General features: G+C 73.6%; 16 protein-coding genes and 1 riboswitch. Of the genes, 9 read left to right on the forward strand and 7 right to left on the reverse strand.

Features of this window, described 5'->3' with window-relative positions; translation table 11 throughout:
* Positions 1-143: 143 nt before the first annotated feature.
* From SCA03_RS30420 to SCA03_RS30445, 6 genes are all read right to left on the reverse strand, one after another.
* Positions 144-1,052 carry a bifunctional 5,10-methylenetetrahydrofolate dehydrogenase/5,10-methenyltetrahydrofolate cyclohydrolase gene (locus tag SCA03_RS30420; RefSeq protein ID WP_051846842.1) on the reverse strand — a complete coding sequence of 303 codons (909 nt, stop codon included), beginning with the start codon at positions 1,050-1,052 and terminating at the stop codon, positions 144-146.
* A 41-nt stretch (positions 1,053-1,093) separates the two neighbouring features.
* A riboswitch (ZMP/ZTP riboswitch) is annotated at positions 1,094-1,181 on the reverse strand.
* A gap of 68 nt (positions 1,182-1,249) precedes the next feature.
* Entirely contained in the window at positions 1,250-1,984 is a 735-nt protein-coding gene (locus tag SCA03_RS30425) for an AIM24 family protein (protein WP_030884494.1), read from the reverse strand.
* Positions 1,985-2,002: 18 nt separating this feature from the next.
* Positions 2,003-2,689: an AIM24 family protein gene (locus SCA03_RS30430; protein WP_030884492.1), complete on the reverse strand. Its 687-nt coding sequence runs from the start codon at positions 2,687-2,689 to the stop codon at positions 2,003-2,005.
* 12 nt (positions 2,690-2,701) lie between these two features.
* Positions 2,702-4,657 (reverse strand): TerD family protein, encoded by a 1,956-nt coding sequence (locus SCA03_RS30435; RefSeq protein ID WP_141275766.1) that lies wholly within the window; start codon positions 4,655-4,657, stop codon positions 2,702-2,704.
* Positions 4,658-4,859: 202 nt separating this feature from the next.
* Complete coding sequence (locus SCA03_RS30440) at positions 4,860-6,293, reverse strand: M81 family metallopeptidase (RefSeq protein WP_051846860.1); 1,434 nt, start codon at positions 6,291-6,293, stop codon at positions 4,860-4,862.
* A gap of 95 nt (positions 6,294-6,388) precedes the next feature.
* Positions 6,389-7,660, reverse strand: a complete 1,272-nt coding sequence (locus SCA03_RS30445; protein WP_086813904.1) for an ROK family transcriptional regulator — start codon at positions 7,658-7,660, stop codon at positions 6,389-6,391.
* A 283-nt stretch (positions 7,661-7,943) separates the two neighbouring features.
* Between SCA03_RS30445 and SCA03_RS30450 the strand changes: the two genes are divergently transcribed.
* Genes SCA03_RS30450 through SCA03_RS30465 form a run of 4 tightly spaced genes read left to right on the forward strand, consistent with a single transcriptional unit; the run spans position 7,944 to position 13,836 of the window.
* Positions 7,944-9,770 carry a peptide ABC transporter substrate-binding protein gene (locus SCA03_RS30450; RefSeq protein WP_230989011.1) on the forward strand — a complete coding sequence of 609 codons (1,827 nt, stop codon included), beginning with the start codon at positions 7,944-7,946 and terminating at the stop codon, positions 9,768-9,770.
* On the forward strand, positions 9,767-10,717 hold the full coding sequence (locus tag SCA03_RS30455; RefSeq protein ID WP_030893647.1) for an ABC transporter permease: 951 nt from the start codon (positions 9,767-9,769) through the stop codon (positions 10,715-10,717). The genes SCA03_RS30450 and SCA03_RS30455 overlap by 4 nt, the downstream gene beginning before the upstream one ends.
* Entirely contained in the window at positions 10,714-11,640 is a 927-nt protein-coding gene (locus tag SCA03_RS30460) for an ABC transporter permease (protein WP_030884480.1), read from the forward strand. Before SCA03_RS30455 ends, SCA03_RS30460 begins: the two co-directional genes overlap by 4 nt.
* 9 nt (positions 11,641-11,649) lie before the next feature.
* Entirely contained in the window at positions 11,650-13,836 is a 2,187-nt protein-coding gene (locus tag SCA03_RS30465) for an ABC transporter ATP-binding protein (RefSeq protein WP_086813901.1), read from the forward strand.
* Between the two features lie 48 nt (positions 13,837-13,884).
* Here the strand turns inward: SCA03_RS30465 and SCA03_RS30470 are convergent, their stop codons facing one another.
* Entirely contained in the window at positions 13,885-14,391 is a 507-nt protein-coding gene (locus SCA03_RS30470) for a phospholipase A2 (protein WP_030893652.1), read from the reverse strand.
* A gap of 276 nt (positions 14,392-14,667) precedes the next feature.
* On the opposite strand from SCA03_RS30470, the gene SCA03_RS30475 reads away from it, so the two are divergent.
* The 5 genes from SCA03_RS30475 to SCA03_RS36900 all read left to right on the forward strand — a co-directional run.
* Positions 14,668-16,791, forward strand: a complete 2,124-nt coding sequence (locus SCA03_RS30475; RefSeq protein ID WP_371864014.1) for a phosphocholine-specific phospholipase C — start codon at positions 14,668-14,670, stop codon at positions 16,789-16,791.
* Positions 16,792-17,021: 230 nt separating this feature from the next.
* Positions 17,022-19,298: an MMPL family transporter gene (locus tag SCA03_RS30480; RefSeq protein ID WP_086813900.1), complete on the forward strand. Its 2,277-nt coding sequence runs from the start codon at positions 17,022-17,024 to the stop codon at positions 19,296-19,298.
* Positions 19,299-19,396: 98 nt separating this feature from the next.
* Entirely contained in the window at positions 19,397-20,245 is an 849-nt protein-coding gene (locus SCA03_RS30485) for a hypothetical protein (protein WP_086813898.1), read from the forward strand.
* A gap of 259 nt (positions 20,246-20,504) precedes the next feature.
* Positions 20,505-20,669: a hypothetical protein gene (locus tag SCA03_RS35355; protein ID WP_158102223.1), complete on the forward strand. Its 165-nt coding sequence runs from the start codon at positions 20,505-20,507 to the stop codon at positions 20,667-20,669.
* Between the two features lie 101 nt (positions 20,670-20,770).
* The coding region (locus SCA03_RS36900) for an ATP-binding protein (protein ID WP_269145210.1) at positions 20,771-23,555 on the forward strand (2,785 nt) is incomplete at its 3' end.

Genomic DNA, 23,555 nt, shown 5'->3' on the forward strand with positions numbered 1-23,555 from the left:
TGCAGCAGGGCGACGGCCCGCCGCCGGGAGGTGTCGCCCCGCGCCGTCCCGTGCAGCCGCGCCCCGTCGCTCACCGGGGCGCGGCCCGAGGTCTCCCGCGTGGTCGCCGGAGAACCCACCGGCCCCGGCCGGGACCGTGCGTGTCAGCCGGACACCGGTGCCCCGGCGCCCAGTTGGGCCTCGGCCGCGTCCACCGTCTGCTCCAGGAGCAGGGCGATGGTCATCGGGCCGACCCCGCCGGGCACGGGCGTGATCAGACGGGCACGGGCGCGGGCGCCCGCGAAGTCGACGTCGCCGACGTTGCCCGGGTTGTAGCCGGCGTCCAGGACGACGGCGCCCGGCTTGATGTCCTCGCCCCGGATGAACTCCGGCCGGCCGACGGCGGCGACGACGATGTCCGCCTCGCGCAGGTGCGCGGACAGATCCACGGTGCGCGAGTGGCAGTAGGTGACGGTGGCGTCGCGGGCCAGCAGCAGCATGCCGGCGGGCCTGCCCAGGATGGGGCTGCGGCCCACGACGACGGCGCGGCGGCCCGCGAGTTCCACCTCGTAGGCGTCCAGCAGCCGCAGGATCCCGCCCGGGGTGCAGGAGACGAAGCCGGGCAGGCCGAAGCCCATGGCCGCGAACGAGCGCATGGTGACACCGTCGACGTCCTTCTCCGGCGCGATCGCCTCGAACGCCGCCCGCTCGTCGATGTGCGGGCCGACCGGATGCTGGAGCAGGATGCCGTGCACGGCGGGGTCCTCGGACAGGCCGCGGAGGGTGGCGACCAGCTCCCCGGTGGTGGTGGCCGCCGGCAAGGCGACCTTGCGGGAGTCGATACCGGCCTTGGCGCAGCGGTTCTGCTTCATCCGTACATAGGTGACCGAGGCCGGGTCCTCGCCGACCAGGACCGTCGCCAGACAGGGGGCGGTGCCGGTACGGCGGGTGAGCTCCGCGGCGCGCCGAGCGGTGCGGTCCGTCATACGGCGGGCGAGCGCGGCGCCGTCCATGAGACCGGCGGCGTCGGTCGGGGCGTCCGCGGCCGTGCGGGTGGGGGATGTGCTGGTCATGCTGCCTCCCGGGCGTCGTCGCGGTGTCGGTGGACACCGGCAGGGAACGCCCAGGCGCGCGGCAGGAGGCCGGGTGGCCGGGCCGCTCCCCGGTGGTGCTCCACCTCAGCGCCAGTCACGGCCCGCGCCCCAGGGTAGCCGAGCGCGCGGCGCCCCCACCGCGGGGTGCGGCGGGGACGCCGCGCGCTCGGCGCCGGTCAGCGGTTGGTGAAGATGTTGCCCTGGTTCTGGCCCACTCCGTACTGCCCCGCCAGACCGCCGAGCTGCGCGTTCTGCGGCGGCAGTTGCTCGCTGGGCTGGACGAGGGCGTAGCCCTGGCCGAGGAAGGACAGCTCCCAGCCCTCACCGGTGTTGCCGCGCCGCCGCCACACGCCCTGCGAGGAGGTCTGTGCCTGCATCTGGACGCGCAGCGAGGTCGACCAGGCGACGACGGCGTCCGCGTCGGCGTTGACGTAGGTGTCCGGGGTGACGTTCAGCAGCAGCGGCTCACCCGAGGTCATCAAGGCGACCTTGCCCTGGCCGGTGATGGCGAGGTTGTAGGCGCCGGTGCCGGAGATGCCGAACTGGCTGTCCACGGAGATCACTTCGTGGTGCAGCGTGGAGTCCATGGCCAGCACATAGGCGGCGTCGACGGTGAGCCCGTCCTGTGTCACGTCCACGACGTGGATGTACTGCGCCAGGTTGGCCAGGAAGACGGTGCCCTGCCCGGTGCAGCGCATCAGGTCCAGATGCTCCTGGCCGTGCCGGCGGCGCCGGCCCTGCGACTCGTACTCCGCGTCGAACTCCAGCAGGCCCTGGTAGGCGACCATCGCGCCCTTGCGGGCCAGCACGTCGTCGTGACCGGTGAGCTGGACACGCAGCAACTGCGGGTTCTGCACGGCCCAGCGGTCCTGCGTCTGGACCTCCGCATAGCCGAAAAGCGAACTCTGCACGGTTGTTCTCCCTCCCCGTCAGCCCCGGACCCGGACCCGGTCGGAGCTGTCCTCGCTCGGCTGGACGACCACGAACCCCTGCCCGGAGAACCCGATCTGGTACGCCTCGCCGCTGCCCCGGCCGATCAGCGCGCCGGCCTTCATGCTGCGCTTGCCCTTCATCTTCAGACCGCTGGACCAGGCGACGAGCGCGTCCGGGTCGACATACGTCTCGTCCTCGCCGCGTCCGCAGTCGACGACGATCGGCGCGCCCCGCGAGGTGAGCGCCACCCAGCCGGTGCCCCGCACACCGACGTTGAACAGGCCCTGCCCGGCGAACTTCGCCAGGCCCTTGACGCGTTCGACGCCCCACTGGAGGTGTGCGTCGAAGGCGAGGAGGTTGGTGCCGTTCACCGACAGCGACTCCTCGGCGAGGTTGACGCAGACGACGTCGGCGCCGTAGTCGGCGAGGTACAGCAGACCGTCGCCACGGCAGAGCATCAGCGGATTGTGCTCACCCGTCAGCCACTGCGAGGCCATCTGGCGCACGGCCGGCGGATTGGCCTCGTACTGCACGAAGCCCTCGTAGGCGACCATCGAGCCGGGCCGGGCGAACAGGTCCTGGCCGGACTGCATGGCCACCTTGACCATGTGCGAGCCGTGGTTCTGCATCCGGGCGGCGACCGGCTGGGCCGCGTAGCCCGCGAGTGCTGCTGGCTGGTTCATGACGGGCTCCCCTCAGACCTCGTACGGCTGGACGACGATGAAGTTGCCGGGGGCGCCCCGGAACTGGAGGTTCACGGTCTCGCCGCTGTGCCCGGGATAGGCGTTGCGGTGCAGCCGCACCTGGCTGGTGACGATGACCTGCGCGGCGGCGGACCAGGCCACGACGGACTGCGCGTCCGCGAACGTCGTCGGCGTCACCGGCAGGACCACGGGCGAGCCCTGCGTCTTGACGACGACGGTGCCCGTGCCGCTGAACTGCATGGTGAACAGGGCACCGCCCGGGATGCCGTGGCCCTCGATCCGGCGCACCTCGTGCTGGAGCGACTCGTCGAAGGCGAGCACGTTCTCCGCCGAGACGCACAGGGCGTCGCCCTGGAGCTCCACCGGGTGGAGGTGTGCGCCGTTCTCCGCGAGGAAGACCTGGCCGCGGCCCGTGCAGCGCATCAGCTGCATTTCCTGGCCGGTGGCGTTGCCGACGATACGGCCGGTGAAGCCGGCGCCCTTGTAGGCGAAGTCGACCTTGCCCTGGTAGAGCACCATGCTGCCCTGCTTCGCCAGCAGCGGCCGGCCGTCGGTGCCCAGGTCGGCACGGACCAGGGCCGGGTTCTGGAGCGTCCAGCGCTGCCCGGTGGGGACCTCGCGGTACTTCTCCAGTGCCGCGCCGATGCCGGCCGCCGGGCCCTGCGGGATCTGCGGGACGTGCGGGGCCTGGCCCTGGCCGAAGCCGGGGGCTCCCGGTGCTCCGGGCTGCGGTGCGAACGGGTTGGTCAACTGCTGGCCGGGTACGGCGGGTTGCCCCGGCGGCTGAGGCGCGGGCGGCTGCTGCGGGGCGTACGGCTGGGCGGGCGCGCCGGGCTGCGTATACCCCTGCGGGGGCCGGGGCTGCCCGGGGAAGGGGGCCTGCTGCGGGCCCGGGAACCCCGACTGCCCGGGCTGCCCCGGATGTCCGGGCTCGCCCGGGTGCCCCGGCTGGCCCGGCTGTCCCGCATGCCCGGGGTGTCCCGGCGGGCCGGGCGGGGGCGGCACCGCGGCGCCGCCCGGCGGAACGATCGGGCCCGCGACCGTCGGGGCACCGTGGACATCGGGCGCCGGGGGACCGGGCTGCGCCTGGGGCGGGGCCTGCGCGAACTGCTGCGCCGGGGGTTGTGCCTGGGGCTGGTGCGGGTGCTGGGGGGCCTGCGCCTGCTGGGCCGTCTGCGGCTGCGCCGGGGGCTGCGGCTGGGGCTGCGGTTCGGGCTGCGGAGCCGGGGCCTGCGGCTGTGCCTGGGCCTGCGGCTGGACGGGGGCCGGCGGCTGGGGCGGCGCGGGAGAGGCGGCCGGGCCTGGTGGCGGGGCGAACCCCGGCACCGGCTGGGGCTCGGCGGCCGGCGGTGCGAAACCGGGGGCGGACCCCTGCTGCGCCGCGCCGGCTGCCTCCCCGGCTTCCTCGGCTGTCTCCTCCGCGATTTCCCCGCCGAAGTGCTTCAGCAGCGCCTCCAGCCCGCCGTCGAACCCCTGCCCGACGGCGGCGAAGCGCCACACGTCGTCCTTGCGGTAGATGTCGCCGAGCATCACGGCGCGCTCGGTGGAGAACTCCGAGCCGTCGAAGGCGTACCGGGCGACCTCCTGGCCGCCGGCCACGATCCGCAGATGGCCCGGGCCTATCTGCGACATCTGGCCCGCGCCGTCGATCGTCGCGGTGAACGACAGCCGCTGCACATGCTGCGGGACGCGCTCCAGCGTGACCCGGAACGACTCGTTGTCGCCGGCCTGCGCACCGAGGAGCTGGAGGGACTCCTCCGGGGACTTCGGCTGGTTGAAGAAGATGAAGTAGCGGTCGTCGGAGAGGCGTTCCGCCGCGTCCAGACCGAAGCAGCTGATGTCGAGCGTCAGCCCCGCACCGGCGATCCGCACCCCGATGTACAGGTCCGTGCCCGCGGTCAGATCACTGATTCTGGCCTTGTGGCCGCGCTGCAATTCCCTGGGCATACGTAACGACCGTCCCCCATCCCGTGTGTGAGCGTGCGTGCTGTGCGGCATGTCGTCGCGTGGGTGCGCCCGCCGGACAGTTCCCACAGGCTAACGGGTGCACCGGCGGGCCCCGCCGGGAGTGCGGGGCGCCGTGCCGGGCGGTGACCGGCGGCCCTGTCCGCCGCCGGTCACCGCCTCGCCACCGGGAGGGAAGGCCTGCTCACAGGAGCTGCGGTGCCAGCTCGACCTCCTCGAAGCCCTCGTCGTCGAACGGGTAGAGCGGCCGGGCCACATGGCGGTGGCCGAGGCGCAGCAGGTCCTGGTCGACGCCGCCGGGTGTCAGGGCGAGCAGCCAGTCGGCGGCCATGTCGTACAGCTCGGGCTCCAGGTAGCCGATCTTGACGACGACCAGGTCGTAGCCGGTGGGGTCGAGCTCGCCGAAGTCGGCGCGGGTGTGGAAGGGCTTGCGCCGCTCGGTGAGCACGACGGTGACGCCGCCCTGGCGCACGGCGGCGGCCCGCACCCCGTCCAGGATCTGCAACGAGACGATCTCGCCCGTCAGTTCGCAGGGCTCGGCGTGCGGGCCCGTGCCGGCGCTGACATGGCCTCCGACGCGCAGGGTGATCTCCGCGCCGGTGCCCGCGGCGAAGCAGGCCGCGACGGCTTCGGGATCGTGGAGGCCCGGGTGCAGGGCCGTGGCACGGCCGGCGGCGAGGTCGTCGTTGGCCAGCAGCCGGCCGAGCATGTGGGCGAGGTCCCCGGCGCCGCCTGCGGTGGGGTTGTCGCCCGAGTCGCTGATGAGGAAGGGGCGCGCGGTGGAGGCCACGGCCTTGGCGATGCACTCGTCGGCCTGCCCGGTGGGGCCGACGAAGGCGAACTCGCGCCGGGCGTCCCAGTAGCCGCGGGCGAGCATCCCGGCCTGGGTGAGGCACAGTTCGGCGTCGTCACCGGTGACGACGACAGCGGCACGGCAGCGCGGCTCGTCCGCCCAGGCGTAGCCCACCCAGATCGCGGCGTCGGTCACCCCGTCCAGGGCCTCGACGTCGGCGAGCGAGCCGTACAGCGACTTGGCGGGCTCCAGCCGGGTGCTGGTCTTCTCGCCGGGCAGCAGCACCGGGACCTGCACCCAGGCGCGGTGCGGGCGCCCGGCGCCGGTCACGAGCCGCTCGACGAGCTTGCGCGCGGCGCGCTCGCGGGTCTCCCAGGCGTCCTCGTGCGGGGCGAGGCGGTGCGCGGTGAGCAGGTCGAGATGGCGGGCGAAGTCGTGGGAGACGTTGCCGTGCAGGTCCATCGCGGCCGAGATGAGGGTGTCTCGGCCGGTGGCCTCGCGGACGGCGGCGGTCAGTTCGGCCTCCGCGTCGGTGAGGCCGACCACGCTCATGGCGCCGTGGATGTCGTAGACCAGCCCGTCGAGCGGGGCCGCGTCGCGTATGCGGTCGGTGAGTTCGGCGCGGATGCGGTCGAAGGTCTCCCGGACGACGGGCCCGCCGGGCAGTGAGACGGCGTGCACCAGCGGCACCCACTCCACCTGGGCGGCCATCGGGTCGTCCGGCCCCGTCCAGGTGTAGCGGGCGAGCAGGTCGGCGCCGCGGGTGACGCGGAAGTCCTCGTAGGAGGAGCGGTGCGGGCAGAACTCGCTGGACTCGATCGCCATCCCGCCGATGCCGATGCGCAGCCTGCGGCGGGGCGTGCGGCCGACGGCCTCGGGCCGGTCGTCGTGCGCCCAGGGTGTGGGGGAGGTCGGTGTCATCAGGGGGCGGTTTCCCTTCCTGGAGTCGAGGGGGCCGGTGACGGGAGGTCCGGCGTGGGGGAGTGCGCCGCGGATCCTGCCGGGCCCGCCGGCGGGGGCACCGCGGCGAGTTCGCGCAGGGCGGCGTGTCCGGCACCGAGCAGCCCCGCGTCGGCTCCGGTGGCGGACGCGGTGATCACCAGTTCGCTGGTGGTCACCGGAAGACAGCGTTCGTAGAGCATGCCGCGTACGGCCGCGACCAGCGGTTCGGCCTCGGCCAGCGCCCCGCCGAGCACGACGGCCTGCGGGTTGAAGAAGTTGACGACGACGGAGAGCACCGTGCCGATGTGCCGCCCGGCCTGGCGTACCAGCGTGGTCGCCTGCGGGTCGCCGTCCTGGACCAGCCGCAGCACATCGGCCGCGCCCCCGACCGGGAGGCCGCGCTCCCGCAGCGCGGCCACGAGGGCGGCGCCGCTGGCGACGGTCTCCAGACAGCCGATGTTCCCGCAGGAGCACGGGCGTTCGGCCGCGGCCTCCACCCGGACGTGGCTGATGTCGCCGGCCGCGCCGCCCGCGCCGCGGTAGAGCCGGCCGTGGCTGATGACACCGGAGCCGATGCCCCGCCCGGCCTTCACCAGCACCAGGTGGTGCAACCCGGGGTGGGTGGCGCGGTGTTCGCCCAGCGCCATGACGTTGGCGTCGTTGTCGACGAGCACCGGCAGCCCGAGCTGTTCGGCGAGCCGGTCGCGCAGCGGGTACAGATGCCAGCCCGGCATCCGGGACGGCGCGACGACCTGGCCGCCGGCGGTGTCGACCGGGCCGGGGAAGCCGACGCCGACGCCGCGCACCGTCCGCCCCGCCGACCGCTGGCGCGCGGCGAGTTCCGCGAGCCGGGTGGTGAGCACGCCGAGGGTGGCGGCCGGGCCCTCGGTCAGATCGAGGGCGTGCTCCTCGGTGTCGAAGGCGTTGCCCGTGAGGGAGACGGCGCCGAGGCGCATGTGGTGGCTGCCGAGGTCCGCGGCGAGCGCGACGGCGCCCTCGTCCGGTATCCGCAGCAGCCGGGGGCGCCGGCCCCCGCGCGAGGTGCCCTCGCCGTCCTCGGTGAGCAGCCCCTGGTCCACCAGCTCCTGGACCCGCGCGGAGACGGTGGAGGCCGCCAGGCCGAGTTCGCGCACGAGGTCGGCCCGCGAGGAGACGGCACCGCTCGCGACGAGTTCGAGGACACGCGCTGCGGTACCGGCCGGGGCTGCCCGGCCGGACTGCCCGTCCGGTGGGGGCGGTGCGGGGGGCATAGACACCTTTCTGCTCGTCCTCCGTGCCGGCCTGCTCACGCCGGAACGGCCCCGCGCTTTCTTCGCTCGGCGAACGAAGTGCGGGGCAACAACTGCCGCCAGTGAACACGAGTTCCGCGGATATCGCCAAGAGAAGCCGGAACGACGGACGGAGAAGCCAAGAAGAGGCCAAAGGTCTTGACCTTTTTTCGCCACCGTCCGTACTTTGCTCGCTGTCTTTGACCGTTCTTCCGGAGGCAGCATGCGCCAGTCCAGGACCCGAATACGCGGCAGGACCGGCCGCTTGCTCGCCGCTGTACCGCTCCTGGTGGCGGCGGTGCTGCTGACCGGCTGCGGCCCCAAGGTCGAGACGGTCACCGATGTGCGGGCCGGCGAGGGCACACCCGTCGAGGGCGGGACCGCCACCATGGCGCTGCCGCCCGCCGCGACGCCCAACTGGATCTTCCCGATCGGCGCGCCCGGCTATCTGGCGACGTACAACAGCGCCATCCAGGATCTGCTCTACCCGCCGCTGTACACGCCCGAGACGGCCAAGAGCGGCAAGCTGACCACTGACAGCCCGCGCAACGTGGCGGAGAAGCCCCGCTACAGCGACGGCAACCGCACCGTGACCGTCCCCCTCAAGAAGCACTACCGCTGGAGCGACGGCAAGCCCGTCACCGCGGGCGACGTGGCCTTCTGGTTCGAGCTGATCCGCGCCAACAAGGACGACTGGGGCGGCTATTCGCCCAAGCTGCTGCCGGACAACGTCGAGAAGCTCCAGGTGCTCGACGCGCACACCCTCCGGCTGCGGCTCGACCGCGCCTACAACCCCGCCTGGTTCACCGCCAACCAGCTCGCCCGGTTCAAGCCGCTGCCCCGGCACGCCTGGAGCAAGAAGGGCGAGAGCCCGAAGAAAGTCTTCCAGCGGCTGCTGAGCCACGCCAAGCAGCTGTCGAAGTTCGACAGCGACCCGCTGTGGAAGACGACGATGGGCCCCTGGCGGGTCGAGAAGTGGACCACCTCCGGCAGCGTCTCGCTCGTCCCCAACAAGCGCTACGGCGGCCCCGACAAGCCGCATCTGGACCGCGTCGTCCTCAAGCCGTTCACCACGGCCGGCAGCGAGTTCAACGTGCTGCGGGCGGGCGGCCTCGACTACGGCTACATCCCGCCGTCCGTGATGGCGCAGTCCGAGCACTTCAAGAAGACCGGCTACCGCATCGACCCGTGGGAGAGCTGGGGCATCACCTACATCGTCCCCAACCTCAACAACCCGCGCACCGGGCCGCTGATGCGGCAGCGCTATGTGCGCCAGGCCCTCCAGTCGCTCATCGACCAGAAGTCGATCTCCGAGCACGTCTGGCAGGGCAGCGCCGAACCCACCCTCGGCCCCGTGCCCGCCGCGCTCATGGAGGACAACCCGCTGCCCTACGACCCGGCCAAGGCCCGCAGGCTGCTCACCTCGCACGGCTGGCAGCGCGGCGACGACGGCACCCTGCGCTGCGAGCGGCCCGGCACCGGCGAGGGGAAGTGCGGCAAGGGCATCGCCAAGGGACGGCGGCTCGCGCTCGAACTGCTCTCCCAGTCCGGCTCCACCGAGACGTCCAACACCATGCAGGCGATCAAGTCCTCGTTCTCCCGCGAGGGCGTGCGGCTGGACATCCGGGAACAGCCCCTCAACACCGTGCTCGGCACCACCGTGCCCTGCAAGAAGAGCGAACCGGTCTGCTCCCAGTGGGAGATGGGCTTCTTCGGCACCCAGGGAAGCTGGATCTTCCCCGTCGACCCCAGCGGCGAACAGCTCTTCGCGACCGGCGCCCCCTCCAACATGGGCAACTGGTCCGACCCGGAGACCGACCGGCTGATCAAGCGCACCGAGTACGGCGACGACCCGACCTCGATGCGCGACTACGCCCGCCATCTGGCCCGCGAGGTACCCGTGCTCTGGACCCCCAACCCCGCCTACCAGGTCTCCGTCATCCGCAGCGACCTGCGCGGCATCGACCAGAACCCGACGCTGAGCCTGTCCCCGCAGGACTGGTACTTCGTCAAGAAGTCCGGTGACGGCAAGGACGGCAGGGACGGCAAGGACGGCAACGCCGACCAGCACGGCAAGGGGGCGGGCCGGTGATCCGCTTTCTGCTCAAGCGCACGGGCCAGGCGCTCGTGGTGCTCTTCCTCGTCTCGCTCATCGTCTTCGTCCTGCTGCACCAGCTGCCCGGCGGGCCGGCCCGCGCCATCCTCGGGCCGAAGGCCACACCGGAGGCCATCGCGCACTTCAACCACCTCCAGGGGTACGACCGTTCGCTGCCCGTGCAGTACGGCATGTACCTCAAGCGGCTGGTCACCGGGGACCTCGGCGAGTCCTACAAGCTCAACCAGCCGGTGCTCACCCTGCTCGGCGAACGGCTGCCCAAGACGCTGCTGCTGACCGGGCTGTCCGTGGTGCTCGCCGCGCTGCTGGCCGTTCCGCTCGGCATCCTCCAGGCCGTGCGCCGCGGCCGGGCCTCCGACTACGTGCTGACCGGCGCCGCCTTCGTCGCCTACGCCACGCCCGTCTTCTTCCTCGGCCTGGTGCTCATCCTCGGCTTCGCCCAGCAGTGGCCGCTCTTCCCCGCGGAGGCGCCCCAGTCGGAGACGGTCGGCGGCATCCTCGCCGAGCCCGCCGGGCTGGTGCTGCCCGTGGTCACCATGGCGCTCGGCATCATCGCCATGTTCAGCCGCTACATGCGTTCGGCCGTGCTGGACAACCTCGGCGAGGACTATGTGCGCACCGCCCGCTCCAAGGGCCAGTCCCAGGTACGGGTGATGGCCCGGCACGTGCTGCGCAACGCCCTCATCCCGCTGGCGAGCCTGCTCGGCCTCTATCTGCCCACCCTGTTCAGCGGCGCCCTCGTCGTCGAGTCGATGTTCAACTACCCCGGCATGGGGCTGCTGTTCTGGAACGCGGCGCAGAGCAACGACTTCCCCGTGCTGCTCGGCGTCACCCTCGTCGTCGGCGTCGCCACCGTGCTCGGCTCCCTGCTCACCGACATCGCCTACGCCGTCCTCGACCCGCGCATCCGGAGCGTCTCGTGACCGCAGAAGCCGCCTCGCCCACCACCGGGCCCACCGTCCCGGCACCCGCCGGGGACGACGAGCCGACCGCCACGCCGAGCCTCGCCCGGCGCACCCTCGCCGTGTTCACCGGCAACCGGCTCGCGCTGCTCGGCGCCGGCATCCTCGTCCTGCTGCTGGCGTTCTGCTTCCTCGGGCCGCTGCTCTACCACACCGACCAGGTGCACACCGACCTCGGCGCGGCCAGCCTCGCCCCCGGCAGCGACGGCCATCCGCTGGGCACCACCGACCTGGGCTACGACATGCTCGGCCGGCTGATGCACGGCGGCCAGACCTCCCTCGAAGTGGGCCTGGCGGCGGGGCTGCTGGCCACCTTGTTCGGCACCGTCTACGGCGCGGTCGCCGGCTACTTCGGCGGCTGGGTCGACGCGGTCCTGATGCGGATCACGGATGCGGCGCTGGCCATCCCCGCGCTGTTCCTGCTGGTCGTCGTCGCGGCGATGGTCACCCCCAGCAAGCCGGTGCTCATCCTGGTGATCGCCTCGGTGGCCTGGCTCTCGCCGGCCCGGCTGATCCGCGGCGAGGCCCTCGCACTGCGCAGCCGCGACTATGTGCACGCCATGCGGCTGATGGGCGGCGGGGGAGCGCGCGCCGTCTTCCGGCACATCGTGCCCAACGCCGTCGGCACGATGATCGTCAACGCCACCTTCCAGATCGCCGACGCCATCCTCTACGTCGCCTACCTGTCGTTCCTGGGCCTGTCCATTCCGCCGCCCGCCGCCGACTGGGGCTCGATGCTCAGCTCCGGCATCACCTACACCCAGGTCGGCTACTGGTGGCTGATCTTCCCGCCGGGCCTGCTGATCGTGCTGGTCGTCGCCGCGTTCAACTTCATCGGGGACGGCCTGCGGGACGCCTTCGACGTCCGGCTCCAGAAGAACTGAGGTTTCACGATGCCGACCAAGCCACCGAAGGCCCCCGCACCCCGCACCGCCGAGGCCGCACCGGAGCAGGGGACCCTGCTGCACATCGACGACCTGCACCTGACGATCGCCGGGCGCGGCCGGGCCGGCGAGGAGCGCACCGTGCACGCCCTGGACGGGGTCTCGCTGCGGCTCGCGCCCGGCGAGGCGCTCGGCCTGGTCGGCGAGTCCGGCAGCGGCAAGACGATGACGGCCCTGTCCGTCCTCGGGCTGCTGCCGCCCGGCGCCCGGGTCACCTCCGGCCGGATCCTGCTGGAGGGCACCGATCTGGCGGCGGCACCCGAGCCGGTGCTGCGCGGGGTGCGCGGCAACTCCGTCGGCGTGGTCTTCCAGGACCCGCTCAGCTCCCTCAACCCGACGATGACCATCGGCGCCCAGGTGGCCGAACCCCTGCTGCTGCACCGGGGGGTGGGGCGCGCCGAGGCGCGGGAGAAGGCCGAGGAGACGCTCCGTATGGTGGGGCTGCCGCAGCCCGGCGAGCGGATGCGCAGCTATCCGCACCAGCTCAGCGGCGGTATGCGGCAGCGCGTGGCCATCGCGATGGCGCTGGTGTGCGAGCCCAGGCTGCTGATCGCGGACGAGCCGACCACGGCGCTGGACGTCACCACCCAGCACCAGATCCTGGAGCTGATCGGCGAGCTGCGCGAACGCCTCGGCATGGCGCTGGTGCTCGTCAGCCACGATCTGGGCGTCATCGCCCGGCGGGTGGACCGGGTGGCCGTCATGTACGGCGGCAAGGTCGCCGAACAGGCGCCCGTACGGCGGCTGTTCACCGCGCCCCGGCACCGCTACACCCGGGCCCTGTTCGACGCGCTGCCCGAACGCGCCGCCGGTACCGGCCGTCCGCTGGCCACCATCCCCGGGCTGCCGCCCACGCTCGTCGGCACCCCGGCCGGCTGCCGCTTCGCCCCGCGCTGCGCCCACGCCACCGAGGAGTGCCGCACCCAGGAACCACCGCGGCGCACCGCCGACGAGGACGCCCCCGACCACACCTACGCCTGCTTCCACCCGGCCGCCGCCGACGCCACCGAGCACGCTGCCGAGCCCGCCACCGAGCACGCTGCCGAGCCCGCGGACGCCGCACCGGACGCGGACGCCGACGGCTCCGAGGGACCCGCCGCCTCCGCCGACGCCGCCGGAACGGGCGGTCCCACCGGTGACGTGCTGCTCGAACTCGACGCCGTCCGCAAGGAGTACGCGCTGCGCAGCGGCCCGTTCACCCGGCGCAGGGACCGGCGGCCGGTCAGCGCCGTCGCCGGTGTCTCGCTGACCGTGCGGCGCGGCGAGACCTTCGGCATCGTCGGCGAGTCCGGCTGCGGCAAGTCCACCCTCGGCCGGATGGCCGTCGGTATGGAGGACCCGACCGGCGGCGCCGTGCGGTTCGACGGCCAGGACGTCGCCGGGCTGGACCGGGCCGGGCTGCGGGCCCACCGGCGCCGCGTCCAGCTGATGTTCCAGGACTCCTACGCTTCCATGGACCCCCGGATGCGGGTCGGCGCGATCCTGCGCGAGCCCCTGGTCATCCAGGGCATCGGCGACCGCGCCGCCCAGGAGGAGCGCGTCCGGGAACTGCTGGACGAGGTGGGGCTGCCGCACGGTGCCGTCCACCGGTACCCGCACGAGTTCAGCGGCGGCCAGCGCCAGCGGCTCGGCCTGGCCCGGGCACTGGCGCTCTCCCCGTCGCTGGTGGTCGCCGACGAGCCGGTCTCCGCGCTCGACGTCTCCGTACAGGCCCAGATCCTCAACCTGATGCGGGACCTCCAGCGGGAGAAGGGCCTGAGCTATCTGTTCATCTCGCACGACCTGGCCGTGGTGCGGTACCTCGCCGACCGGGTCGGGGTGATGTACCTCGGCTCGCTCGTGGAGACCGGCCCGGCCGCCGAGGTGTTCGCGCGGCCCCTGCACCCCTACACCCGGGGCCTGCTGGAGACGGCGGACAGCGCCGTCGTCGACGAGGACGCACCGCGCGAGGGCAGTCCGCTGGCGGGCGAGACCCCGTCGGCGGCCCGTCCGCCCTCCGGCTGCCGCTTCCGCACCCGCTGCCCGCTGGCGACCGAGCTGTGCGCCACCACCCCGCCCGAGCCGTCCGAACCGGCCGCGCCCGGCCACCAGGTGAGCTGTCACTTCCCGCTGGTGGAGACGGCGCGGGCCGGATGAGCCGGGTGCCGGCGCCGTCCGTCCCGCCGGCGCCGGTACCCGGGTCGCTCAGTAGTGGCCGAAGAACGCCTTGTCGGCCGTCGGGGTCTTGTTGACGGCCTCGTAGTAGGCGCGGGCGGCCACCTGGCAAGCGGTGTGGCCGACCGGCAGCGGGTAGCGGTCGTCGCAGATGCGCTTCATCTCGGTGAGGAACCGCCCGTCGATCCAGTTCTTCGTCTCCCGGACGGGGCTCAGCTTCAGCTCGTGCCCGCCGCCGTAGTTGCGGTACCCGAAGTCGTGGAGGTTGCAGGCCGGGCGGAAGACCTCCTTGTACGGGGTGAACTTCAGCGGCACCGAGCAGCCGTCGTTCGTCCAGTTGAACGGGGCGACGTGCTCGGTGGTGGCGAACTCCTTGTAGGTGAGGTTCATGATCCGGTCCGCCGCCGTCCGTACCGCGGGGTCGGCCGGTGCGGCCGTACCGGGAGCGGAGGCGGCGACGGCGGTACCGGCGGAACCGAGTGTTCCGGCGGCGGTCAGTACCAGGGCGGCTGCCGTGGTCGGGAGCGAGGTGCGCATGGGTCTCTCCAGAAGGTCCGGCAAAGGGCTGCCGAACCGCCCAACGCGCCGTTGGTCCTGCGGTGTTGGAGAACCGCCCGGGTGAGGGAGCGGCGCCCGCGTGCGGGACGACCGCCGCAGGGCGATCTCCGCGCGCGCCGCGCACGGGCAGGAGCCGCCGAGTGGATCCGGTCAGGAAAAGTCCACCCCGCGACCTTTCGCGCGTCACCTTGCTTGGCTACGGTCCCTGTCGCAACTGAACAATGGCGTGTACATGAACCATTGGAGGGTCGCAGGGTGGCTGACGGGATATCGCGCCGGCGGGCGCTGGGGATGACGGCGGCGGCCGCCGGGCTCGGGACGGCGGGCTCCCTGCTGCCACCCTCGCTGCACGAGGCGATCGCGGCACAGTCCGGCGGGCCGGACGCGGGCGGAGAGAGCCTGGACGACATCCGGCACGTGGTGATCCTCATGCAGGAGAACCGCTCGTTCGACCACTACTTCGGCACCCTCGCCGGTGTACGCGGATTCGGCGACCGCAACGCGATCGAACTGCCCGGCGGCACCAGCGTGTTCGAGCAGCCCGGCGCGCTCGGTATCGGTACCGTCCTGCCCTTCTCCGTCCGCGACGCCGCCGAGACGCAGAAGCAGGAGGCCCAGTACATCGGCGCCCTCGACCACGGCTGGGACGGCGGCGCCTCCGCCTGGCACCGCGGCTGGATGGACAACTGGGTCACCGCCAAGACCGCCGCCACCATGGCGCACTACGACAGATCGGACATCCCGCTCCAGTTCGAACTGGCCGAGACGTTCACCGTCTGCGACGCGTACCACTCCTCGATCCACTCCTCGACGAGCCCCAACCGCAACCACCTGGTGAGCGGCTGGACCGGCTACGAACCGCTCACCAAGGCCCGGGCCGTCGGCAACGACGCCTACGAGGAGGACACCCACCCCGGCTACGGCTGGACGACCTACCCGGAACGCCTGGAGAAGGCGGGCGTCTCCTGGCAGGTGTACCAGGAGTGGGACAACTTCACCGACAACAACCTGGAGTTCTACGCCTCGTTCAAGGCCGTCGCGAAGAAGGCGCTGGCCAAGGTCGACGGCGCCGCGCACATGACCGCCTTCTACGGAAAGATGAGCGACGCCGAGGAGGCCGGACGCACGGAACTGCTCGGCCGGCTGGCCGAGGGCGTCGCCGGCCTCGACGCACACGAACGCAGCCTGTTCGAACGGGCGCTGGTGCGCGGCGAGCCCGGCAGCACGGCCGACGCCTTCGGTCACGACGTGGACAGCGGGCGGCTGCCGCAGGTCAGCTATCTGGTGCCGTCCGCCGCCGACTCCGAACACCCCGGCAGCTCCTCACCGATCCAGAGCGCCACCTTCGTCTACAAGGTCCTCGACGCGCTCGGACGCAACCCCGAGGTGTGGCGGCACACCGTCCTGCTGCTGATGTTCGACGAGAACGACGGCTACTTCGACCACGTCCCCCCGCCGGTCGCCCCCGATGACGTCCCCGACGAACACTGGAAGGGGCGCCCCACCGGCCTGGGCATGCGGGTGCCGATGACCGTCGTCTCCCCCTGGACGGTGGGCGGTTACGTCTGCTCCGAAGTGTTCGACCACACCTCGCTGATCCGCTTCCTGGAGCGCTGGACCGGGGTGCGCGAACCGAACATCTCCGCCTGGCGGCGCACCGTCGCCGGCGATCTGACCGGCGCGTTCGACTTCTCCCGGCGGCGCGCGCAGCCCCAGGTGGACGAGCCGGGCCCCGTCCCGCCGTTCACCCGGCGGTGGAGCCCGAGACCCCCGTCCCGGCAGGAGCTGCCCCGGCAGGAGGAGGGGCACCGCCGGGCCCGGCCGCTGCCGTACCAGCCGGACGCCGACGGCCGCTACGACAGCGGAGCCGGACAGCTGCGCCTCACCCTGCGCAACAGCGGCGCGGCGAGCGCCCACTTCGCGCTCTACCCGTACGCCGGGGAGTACGGAGCGGACGGCACGCCGCTGCACCGGGACGTGCGCGGCGAGCGGACCGAGGCCGTGCCCGTCCCCGACGGCGCCTACCGCTTCACCGTCACCGGTCCCAACGGCTTCCGCCGCGAGTTCGCCGGCAGCGCGGACGGCGCCGCGGCGCACGCCGACCTCACCACCCGGATCGGCGGCCGCCGCCGCGAGGTGCACCTCACGTTCGCCAACCACGGCGAGGCGGAGCTCACCTTCCGGATCGAGCAGCTCGCCTACGGTGACGGCGGCCGGCGCACCGTCCGCGTACCGGCCGGCGGGCGGCGCACCGTGACCCGGCGGACGGCGGCGGCACACGGCTGGTACGACCTGGCGGTCACGGTCGCCGAGGACGACACCTTCCGGCGGCGGCTGATGGGTCACATCGAGAACGGCGCGGAGTCCGTCACCGGCTGACCGGGGCAGGGGAGGCCCGGCCCGTGCGGGCGAGTTCCCCCACGGGCCGGGTTGTGTGCATCACCACAAAACCGGCAAAGGATCTTTTCGCGGTGGCAGGCTGCACGGAACGGCCCGCTCCGCGCGGGGCGTGACACCCGACCCCCGTCCCCTCCCGCGCACAGCACGGCCCGTCCCGGCGGGAAGCCTGCGCACGACCCGGGAAGCAGGCGATTGCCGGTGACCACTCCGTGACAGCCCTGGCCCGCTGGTGTCTTGAGCGCCGCCTCCTCGTCCTCGCCCTCTGGCTCACCGCCCTCGCCGGCGCCGTGACCGCCTCCGCCCTCGCGGGCAGCTCCTACTCCAACGACTACGGCGCGGCCGGAACCGAGTCCGGCACGGCGGCCGAGCGGCTGGAGTCCGCCTTCCCCGACCGCAGCGGCGACAGCGACACCCTGGTGTGGCACACCGACCGCGGCACCGTACGGGCCGGACCCGTCCAGGACCGGATGACCGAGGCGCTGCACACCATCGAACGGCTGCCGCACATCGCCTCCGTCGGCTCCCCCTACGTCCCCGACGGCGGCGCACAGATCAGCGAGGACGGACACACCGCCTACGCCAACCTTCAGTTCGACAAGCCGTCCGAGGAACTCGACGCACAGCAGGTCGAACGCGTCCTCGACACCGCGCGGGACGCCGCGGGAGCCGATCTCCAGGTGGCGGCGGGCGGCCCCGCGATCAGCCTGACGGAGGCGCCGAAGGCGCAGCTCGCCGAGGTCATCGGGCTGGCTGCCGCCGCGGTCGTGCTCTATCTCGCCTTCGGCTCCCTCGTCGCCACCGCGCTGCCGCTGCTCACCGCCGTCGTCGCGGTCGGCACGGCGGCGGCCGGTATCGGACTGCTCAGCCGGGCCATGACGGTCGCCGACTTCGCCCCCATGCTCGGCATGCTCATCGGCCTCGGCGTCGGTATCGACTACGCCCTGTTCATCGTCACCCGGCACCGCGGAGGGCTGCGCGCCGGGCTCCCCGTGCGCGAGGCCGCGCTCCGCGCCGTGACCAGCTCCGGCAGAGCCGTCGTCTTCGCGGGCGCGACCGTGTGCATCGCCCTGCTGGGGATGCTCCTGCTGCGGCTCGACTTCCTCAACGGCGTCGCCCTCGCCGCCTCCCTCACCGTCGTCCTCAGCGTGGCCGCCTCCGTCACCCTGCTGCCCGCGCTGCTCGCCCTCGCCGGTACGCGGGTACTCAGCCGCCGCGAACGCCGGGCACTCGCCGTGCACGGGCCCCGGCCCGACCGGCCCACCGGGTTCGCCGTGCGCTGGTCCGGCTTCGTCGAGCGGCACCCCAAGCTGCTCGGCGCCCTCGCCGCGGCCCTGATGGCCGTGCTCGCGCTGCCGACGCTCGGCCTCCAGCTGGGCACGGCCGACCAGGGCAACAACCCGGCCACCTCGACCACCCGGCAGGCGTACGACCTGCTCGCCGACGGCTTCGGGCCGGGCACCAACGGGCCGCTCACACTGGTCGGGGAGATCGACGGCGCCGACGACAAGCTCGCCTTCGACCATCTGCCGGACGTCGTACGGGAGACCGACGGCGTCGCCCAGGTCACCGGGCCCGAGTTCAACGGCAGCGGCGACACCGGCGTGATCACCGTGGTCCCCGACAGCTCCCCGCAGTCCCGTGCCACCTCGGACCTCGTCGACCGGCTGCGCCACGACGTGCTTCCGCGCGGCGAGGGCGAGACGACCCTCACGGTGCACGTCGGCGGCATGACGGCGGCCTACGACGACTTCGGCCACGTCGTCATCGGCAAGCTGCCGCTCTTCGTCGGGGCGGTGATCGGCCTCGGCTGTCTGCTGCTGCTGTGCGCCTTCCGCAGCATCGGCATCCCGCTCAAGGCCGCGGCCATGAACATCGCCGCCGTCGCCGCCGCCTTCGGCATCGTCGTCGCCGTCTTCCAGTGGGGCTGGGGCAGCGAGCTGCTCGGCCTGGGCAGCTCGGGGCCCATCGAGCCCTTCCTGCCGGTGATCATGGTGTCGGTGCTGTTCGGGCTGTCCATGGACTACCAGGTCTTCCTGGTCAGCCGGATGTACGAGGAGTGGCGGCTGACCGGCGACAACAGACGCGCGGTACGCGTCGGCCTCTCGGAGACCGGCCGCGTCATCAACTCCGCCGCCGTCATCATGATCGCGGTGTTCGGCGCCTTCGTCCTCAGCGGCGACCGCATCATCGCCATGTTCGGCATCGCCCTGGCCGCCGCCGTCGCCCTCGACGCCTTCGTCCTGCGCACCCTGCTCGTGCCCGCCCTGATGCATCTGCTGGGCGGCGCCAACTGGTGGCTGCCCGGCTGGCTGGAGCGCTGGATCCCCCGCGTCAGCATCGAGCCGGGCCAGCTGCCGCGGGACCCCGCGCACCAGGACCCCGTACCGGGCGAGCAGCCCGGGCCCGCCGGCGCACAGGCCCCCGCCCCCGCGCTCGCCGCCGCACCCGGCCGGGATCAGGCCCGGAGTCCGGAGGGCGCACGGTAGGACGCGACACGCGCCCGGCCGCGCCCGCGCCCCGGCCGGGCTCCCCGGGACCCCGGCTCTCATCGGGCTCTCAGAAAGCATCCCTACGGTGGCCGGCGATGACTGACAAGAGCCCGAAGAAGAAGACCGGCCCCCGCGCGGACGAGGCCGACGAGACCACCGGCCGTACCGGCGGAACCACCACCGCCGAGGCCCCGGAACAACCGGCGGACGCCACCGCTCCCGCGGACGCCACCGCCACCACCGACACCGTCCGCGACAAGGCGGGCGACGGGAGCGGGCAGAACGCCGACGGTGCCGAGAACGCCGGTGCGGCCGCCGCCGACGACGCTGCCGACACCGCCGACACCGCCGACACCGCCGACACCGCCGATGGGGCCGAGGGAGCGGACGGCGCCGAGGGTGCCGACGACACGGGCGCCGCGGACGCCGCCGACACAGCGGACGCCGCGGACGGCGAAAAGGCTCCCGCGCCGGCCGGTGCGGCCGGGCGTGGCTGGGGCGCCGGCGCGATCGTGGGCGCCGGGCTGGGCCTCGTCTCCCTCAGCGGCACCCCGCTGGCCGGCATGCTGCGCGAACGCAAGCAGCTCGTCGGCCAGTTGGAGAACAGCGCCCAGGGCGCGCCCGGCTCCGCTGCCGACCAGGTCAACGCCGTCTACGGGGCGCCCTGGCACGCGGCCGCCGTGGCCAACGGCGTCGTGGCCCTGCTCGCCGTCGTCGTCGGCGGTCTCGCGCTGGTGGCCCTCACCCGGCGGGAGCGCGAGGTGACGGGGGACGCGGGGGACGGTGTTTCCGGGACCCTGCGGGGCGCTGGCGCACGCAACTGGCCCAAGGCCGTCGCACTGGGCGGCCTCATCCTCGGCGTCCTGGGGCTGCTCCTCGCGGGCGGCATGTATCTGGACCTGTTCGCCGCACAGCCCGAGGTGCCCTCGCCGCAGGGGCAGTGACGGCTCGCCCCGGGGGAGGCAACGGCCCGCCCGGGGCTCCCGGCTCAGGCGGTCCGCCCCCTCCGGGCTACGGCTAAGGAGGGTGGCAGGGAAATCTAAGGCCCCCTGACCGGCCAGGACTGGGCAACTGCCCGATGTGAACGGCCCCTGGCAGGGCGGAAAGTGAGGAGCGTTCGCCGGAGCGGCGAACGCTTCCGAACGTTCCGCACGACCCTGAGGGGGCGCCATGCTGCACCTGTACGAACACCACCTTCTCCGCATGGCAGACCTGCGCCGCGAGGCCGACAGCGAGCGGCTCGCCGCCGAGGCCAGGGGTGCGGAGGGGACGGTCGGTGTGGGCAGCGGCGGAAGAAGGCCGGGGCAGGGCACGGGTGGTGGAGACACCGGAAGCGACCGGGAGCCGGAATGGGTACGAGCCGTATGACCCTCCCTGCCACCGCCACCGCCACCGCTCCCGTCCCTCTCCCCGTCCGGTCCGTGGTCGGGCAACCCCAGCTCACGGCCCCCCGTGCGATGCTGGGCGGCGTGCCCGTCCACACCGCAGTCAGCCCCGTCTTCGTCGGCCGCTCCGCCGAACTCGCGGTGCTCACCGAGGCGTTGACGCACGCGTCGGAGGGCAGCCCCCAGGCGCTGCTGCTCGGCGGTGAGGCCGGGGTGGGCAAGACCCGGCTGCTGGAGGAGTTCCTCCGGCACGCGGAGACGGCCGACGCCGTCAGCACCGTCGGCGGCTGCCTCGAACTGGGCGCCGACGGGCTGCCGTTCGCGCCGTTCACCATCGCGCTGCGCGGTCTGCTGCGCTCCCTCGGCAGCGCGGTGCTGGCCGAGGCGGGCGAAGGACGCGAGAGCGAGCTGGCCCGTCTGCTGCCGGACGCCGCCCTGTTCGCCCCGGCCCCCGCCCAGGGCCCCGGCAGGGACGAGGAGGACGACGGCGACCGCGCCCGCCTCTTCGAGGCCGTCGCCCAGCTCCTGGAGCAACTGGCCGCCGAACGCACCGTCGTGCTCGTGCTCGAAGACCTCCAGTGGGCCGACCGGTCCACCCGTGAACTCCTCGCCTACCTCTTCCGCACCGTCCGCACCTGCCGGCTCGTCCTCCTCGCCAGCTACCGCTCCGACGACATCCACCGCCGCCATCCGCTGCGCCCCTTCCTCGCGGAACAGGACAGGCTGCGCGCCGTCCTCCACCTCGAACTGCCCCGGCTGACCCGCCCCGAGGTCACCGCGCAGATGACCGGCATCCGCGGCAGCGAACCCGAACCGGCGCTGGCCGAGGCGGTGTTCCGCCGCTCGCAGGGCATCCCGTTCTTCGTGGAGGAGCTGACCTCCGGCTGCCCGCCGTACGGCATGAGCCGCTCGCTGCGGGATCTGCTGCTGGTGCGGGTCGAGGCACTGCCCGAGCAGGCGCAGCACGTCGTCCGCCTCGCCGCACAGGCCGGATCGGCCGTCGAACACGCCCTGCTGGCGGCGGTCTGCGGCCTGGAGGAGGACGCCCTGCTGGAGGCGCTGCGCGCCGCCGTGGGCGGCAACGTCCTGCGCCCCACCGAGGACGACGCCGGGTACACCTTCCGGCACGCCCTGCTCCGCGAGGCCGTCACCGAGGACCTCCTGCCCGGCGAGCTGCGCCGGACGAGCCGCCGGTACGCCACAGCGCTGGAGGCGGACCCCTCCCTCGTCCGGGCCGAGGAGCGCGGTGTGCGCCTGGCCGAGTACTGGTACCGCGGGCACGACCCGGCCAAGGCGCTCCCCGCGGCGCTCACCGCCGCCACCGAGGCACACGGCCGGCACGCCTACGCCGAGGAGCACCATCTCCTGGAACGCGTCATCGAGTTGTGGGACGAGGTCCCCGAGGACGTGCTCGCCGCCCTGCCGCCGCTGCTGCTGCCCCGCGCCTGCCCCCGCTCCGGTGCGGACGGCCCCGCGGCCGGGGGCGACAAGCACCGCACCCCGGGCCCGCCCCGCTTCGTCGACGTCCTGGCGGCGGCCCTCATCGCGGCGCGCACCGGCGGCGAGGCCGAACGGGCGCTGCTGCTGGCCCGCCGCGCCCTGGCCCTGCTGGACGAGGCTCACGAACCCCTGCTGTGCGCCTGGTTCCAGATCAAGAGCGCCATGCTCACCGAGGACCTCGGCAGGGGCGACGGGCGCCCCCAGATGACCCGCGCCCAGGAGCTGGTGCGCGGACTCCCGCCGTCCGCCGTGCACGCCGAGGTGCTCTCCCGCGTCGCCCACTGGGGCCTCGTCCACCGTCCGGGCCCCGACGCGCTGGCGGCCGCCTTCCGCGCCGTCGAGCTGGCCCGGGTCGTCGGCGCCACCTCCGTCGAGCTGGCCTCCCGCACCACCCTGGGCATCCTGCTGACCGGCTCCGGCGATCTGCGGCAGGGGCTGGAGGAGATGGTCCGCGTCCGCGACGAGGCCGCGAAGTCCGGCTACATCAGCGTGACCCTGCGGGCGGCCGTGAACATCGCCGTCGAGCTGGAGGCGGTCGGGCGCTCGGCGCAGGCCGCCACCGAGGCCGAGCGCGCCCTGCGCATCGTCGACGGCAGGGGCCGGCCCAACCACCACGCGGCGGCCCTCACCGCCCGGGCCGAGGCGCTGCTGTCCACCGGCCACTGGGACGCGGCCGCGCGACTGACCGAACGGGCCCGCGCCGTCGCCCGCGCCGCCGACGTCCGCGGCTGGGCAGCGCTGCTGAGGGCCCGGCTCGCCGCCGGCCGCGGGGATCTCGCCGTGCTCGAAGCGGCCGTCGAGGAGGCCCATGCGGCGCTGGGCACCGCACCGGCCAACGAGCCGCAGAAAACCGTCGCACTGCGGCACCTCAGCATGGTGCTGGCCGCAGCGCGGGGCGGTGTCGCAGCGCTCCGCACCGCCCTGGAGCCGGTGCTCGCCGAGGGCTTCGGTCCCGGCACCCACCGCTACGCCTGGCCGCTGCTGCACTCGGCCGCCGCCCACGAGGCGAGCGCCCGGGGCCTGCCCGCCGCCGAACCCGGCCGCCCCGCCGTCCTGGACGCCATCCGCCGGGCGGCCCGCAGGCTGCCCCGCACCGCCCCGGTGTGGGAGGCGTACGCGCTGCTGGTCGAGGCCGAACTGGGGCGCGCGGAAGGGGCGGCAGGAGCTGCCGTGTGGTCCCGCGTCGCCGACGCCTTCGCGCCGCTGGAGCGCCCCCACCTCCTGGCCCGCGCCCGGCTGCGCTGGGCCGAGGCGCTCCTCGACGCCCGCACCCTGCCCGGCAGCCCCTCGCAGCCGCCCGGTGCGACGGAGGCCGGACGGGGCCGCACGGAGCCCCCCGTCGAGGGCCCGCCACATTCGGCCGGGGCGG

This window comes from Streptomyces cacaoi (assembly GCF_006539165.1).
GTDB classification, from domain to species: domain Bacteria; phylum Actinomycetota; class Actinomycetes; order Streptomycetales; family Streptomycetaceae; genus Streptomyces; species Streptomyces cacaoi.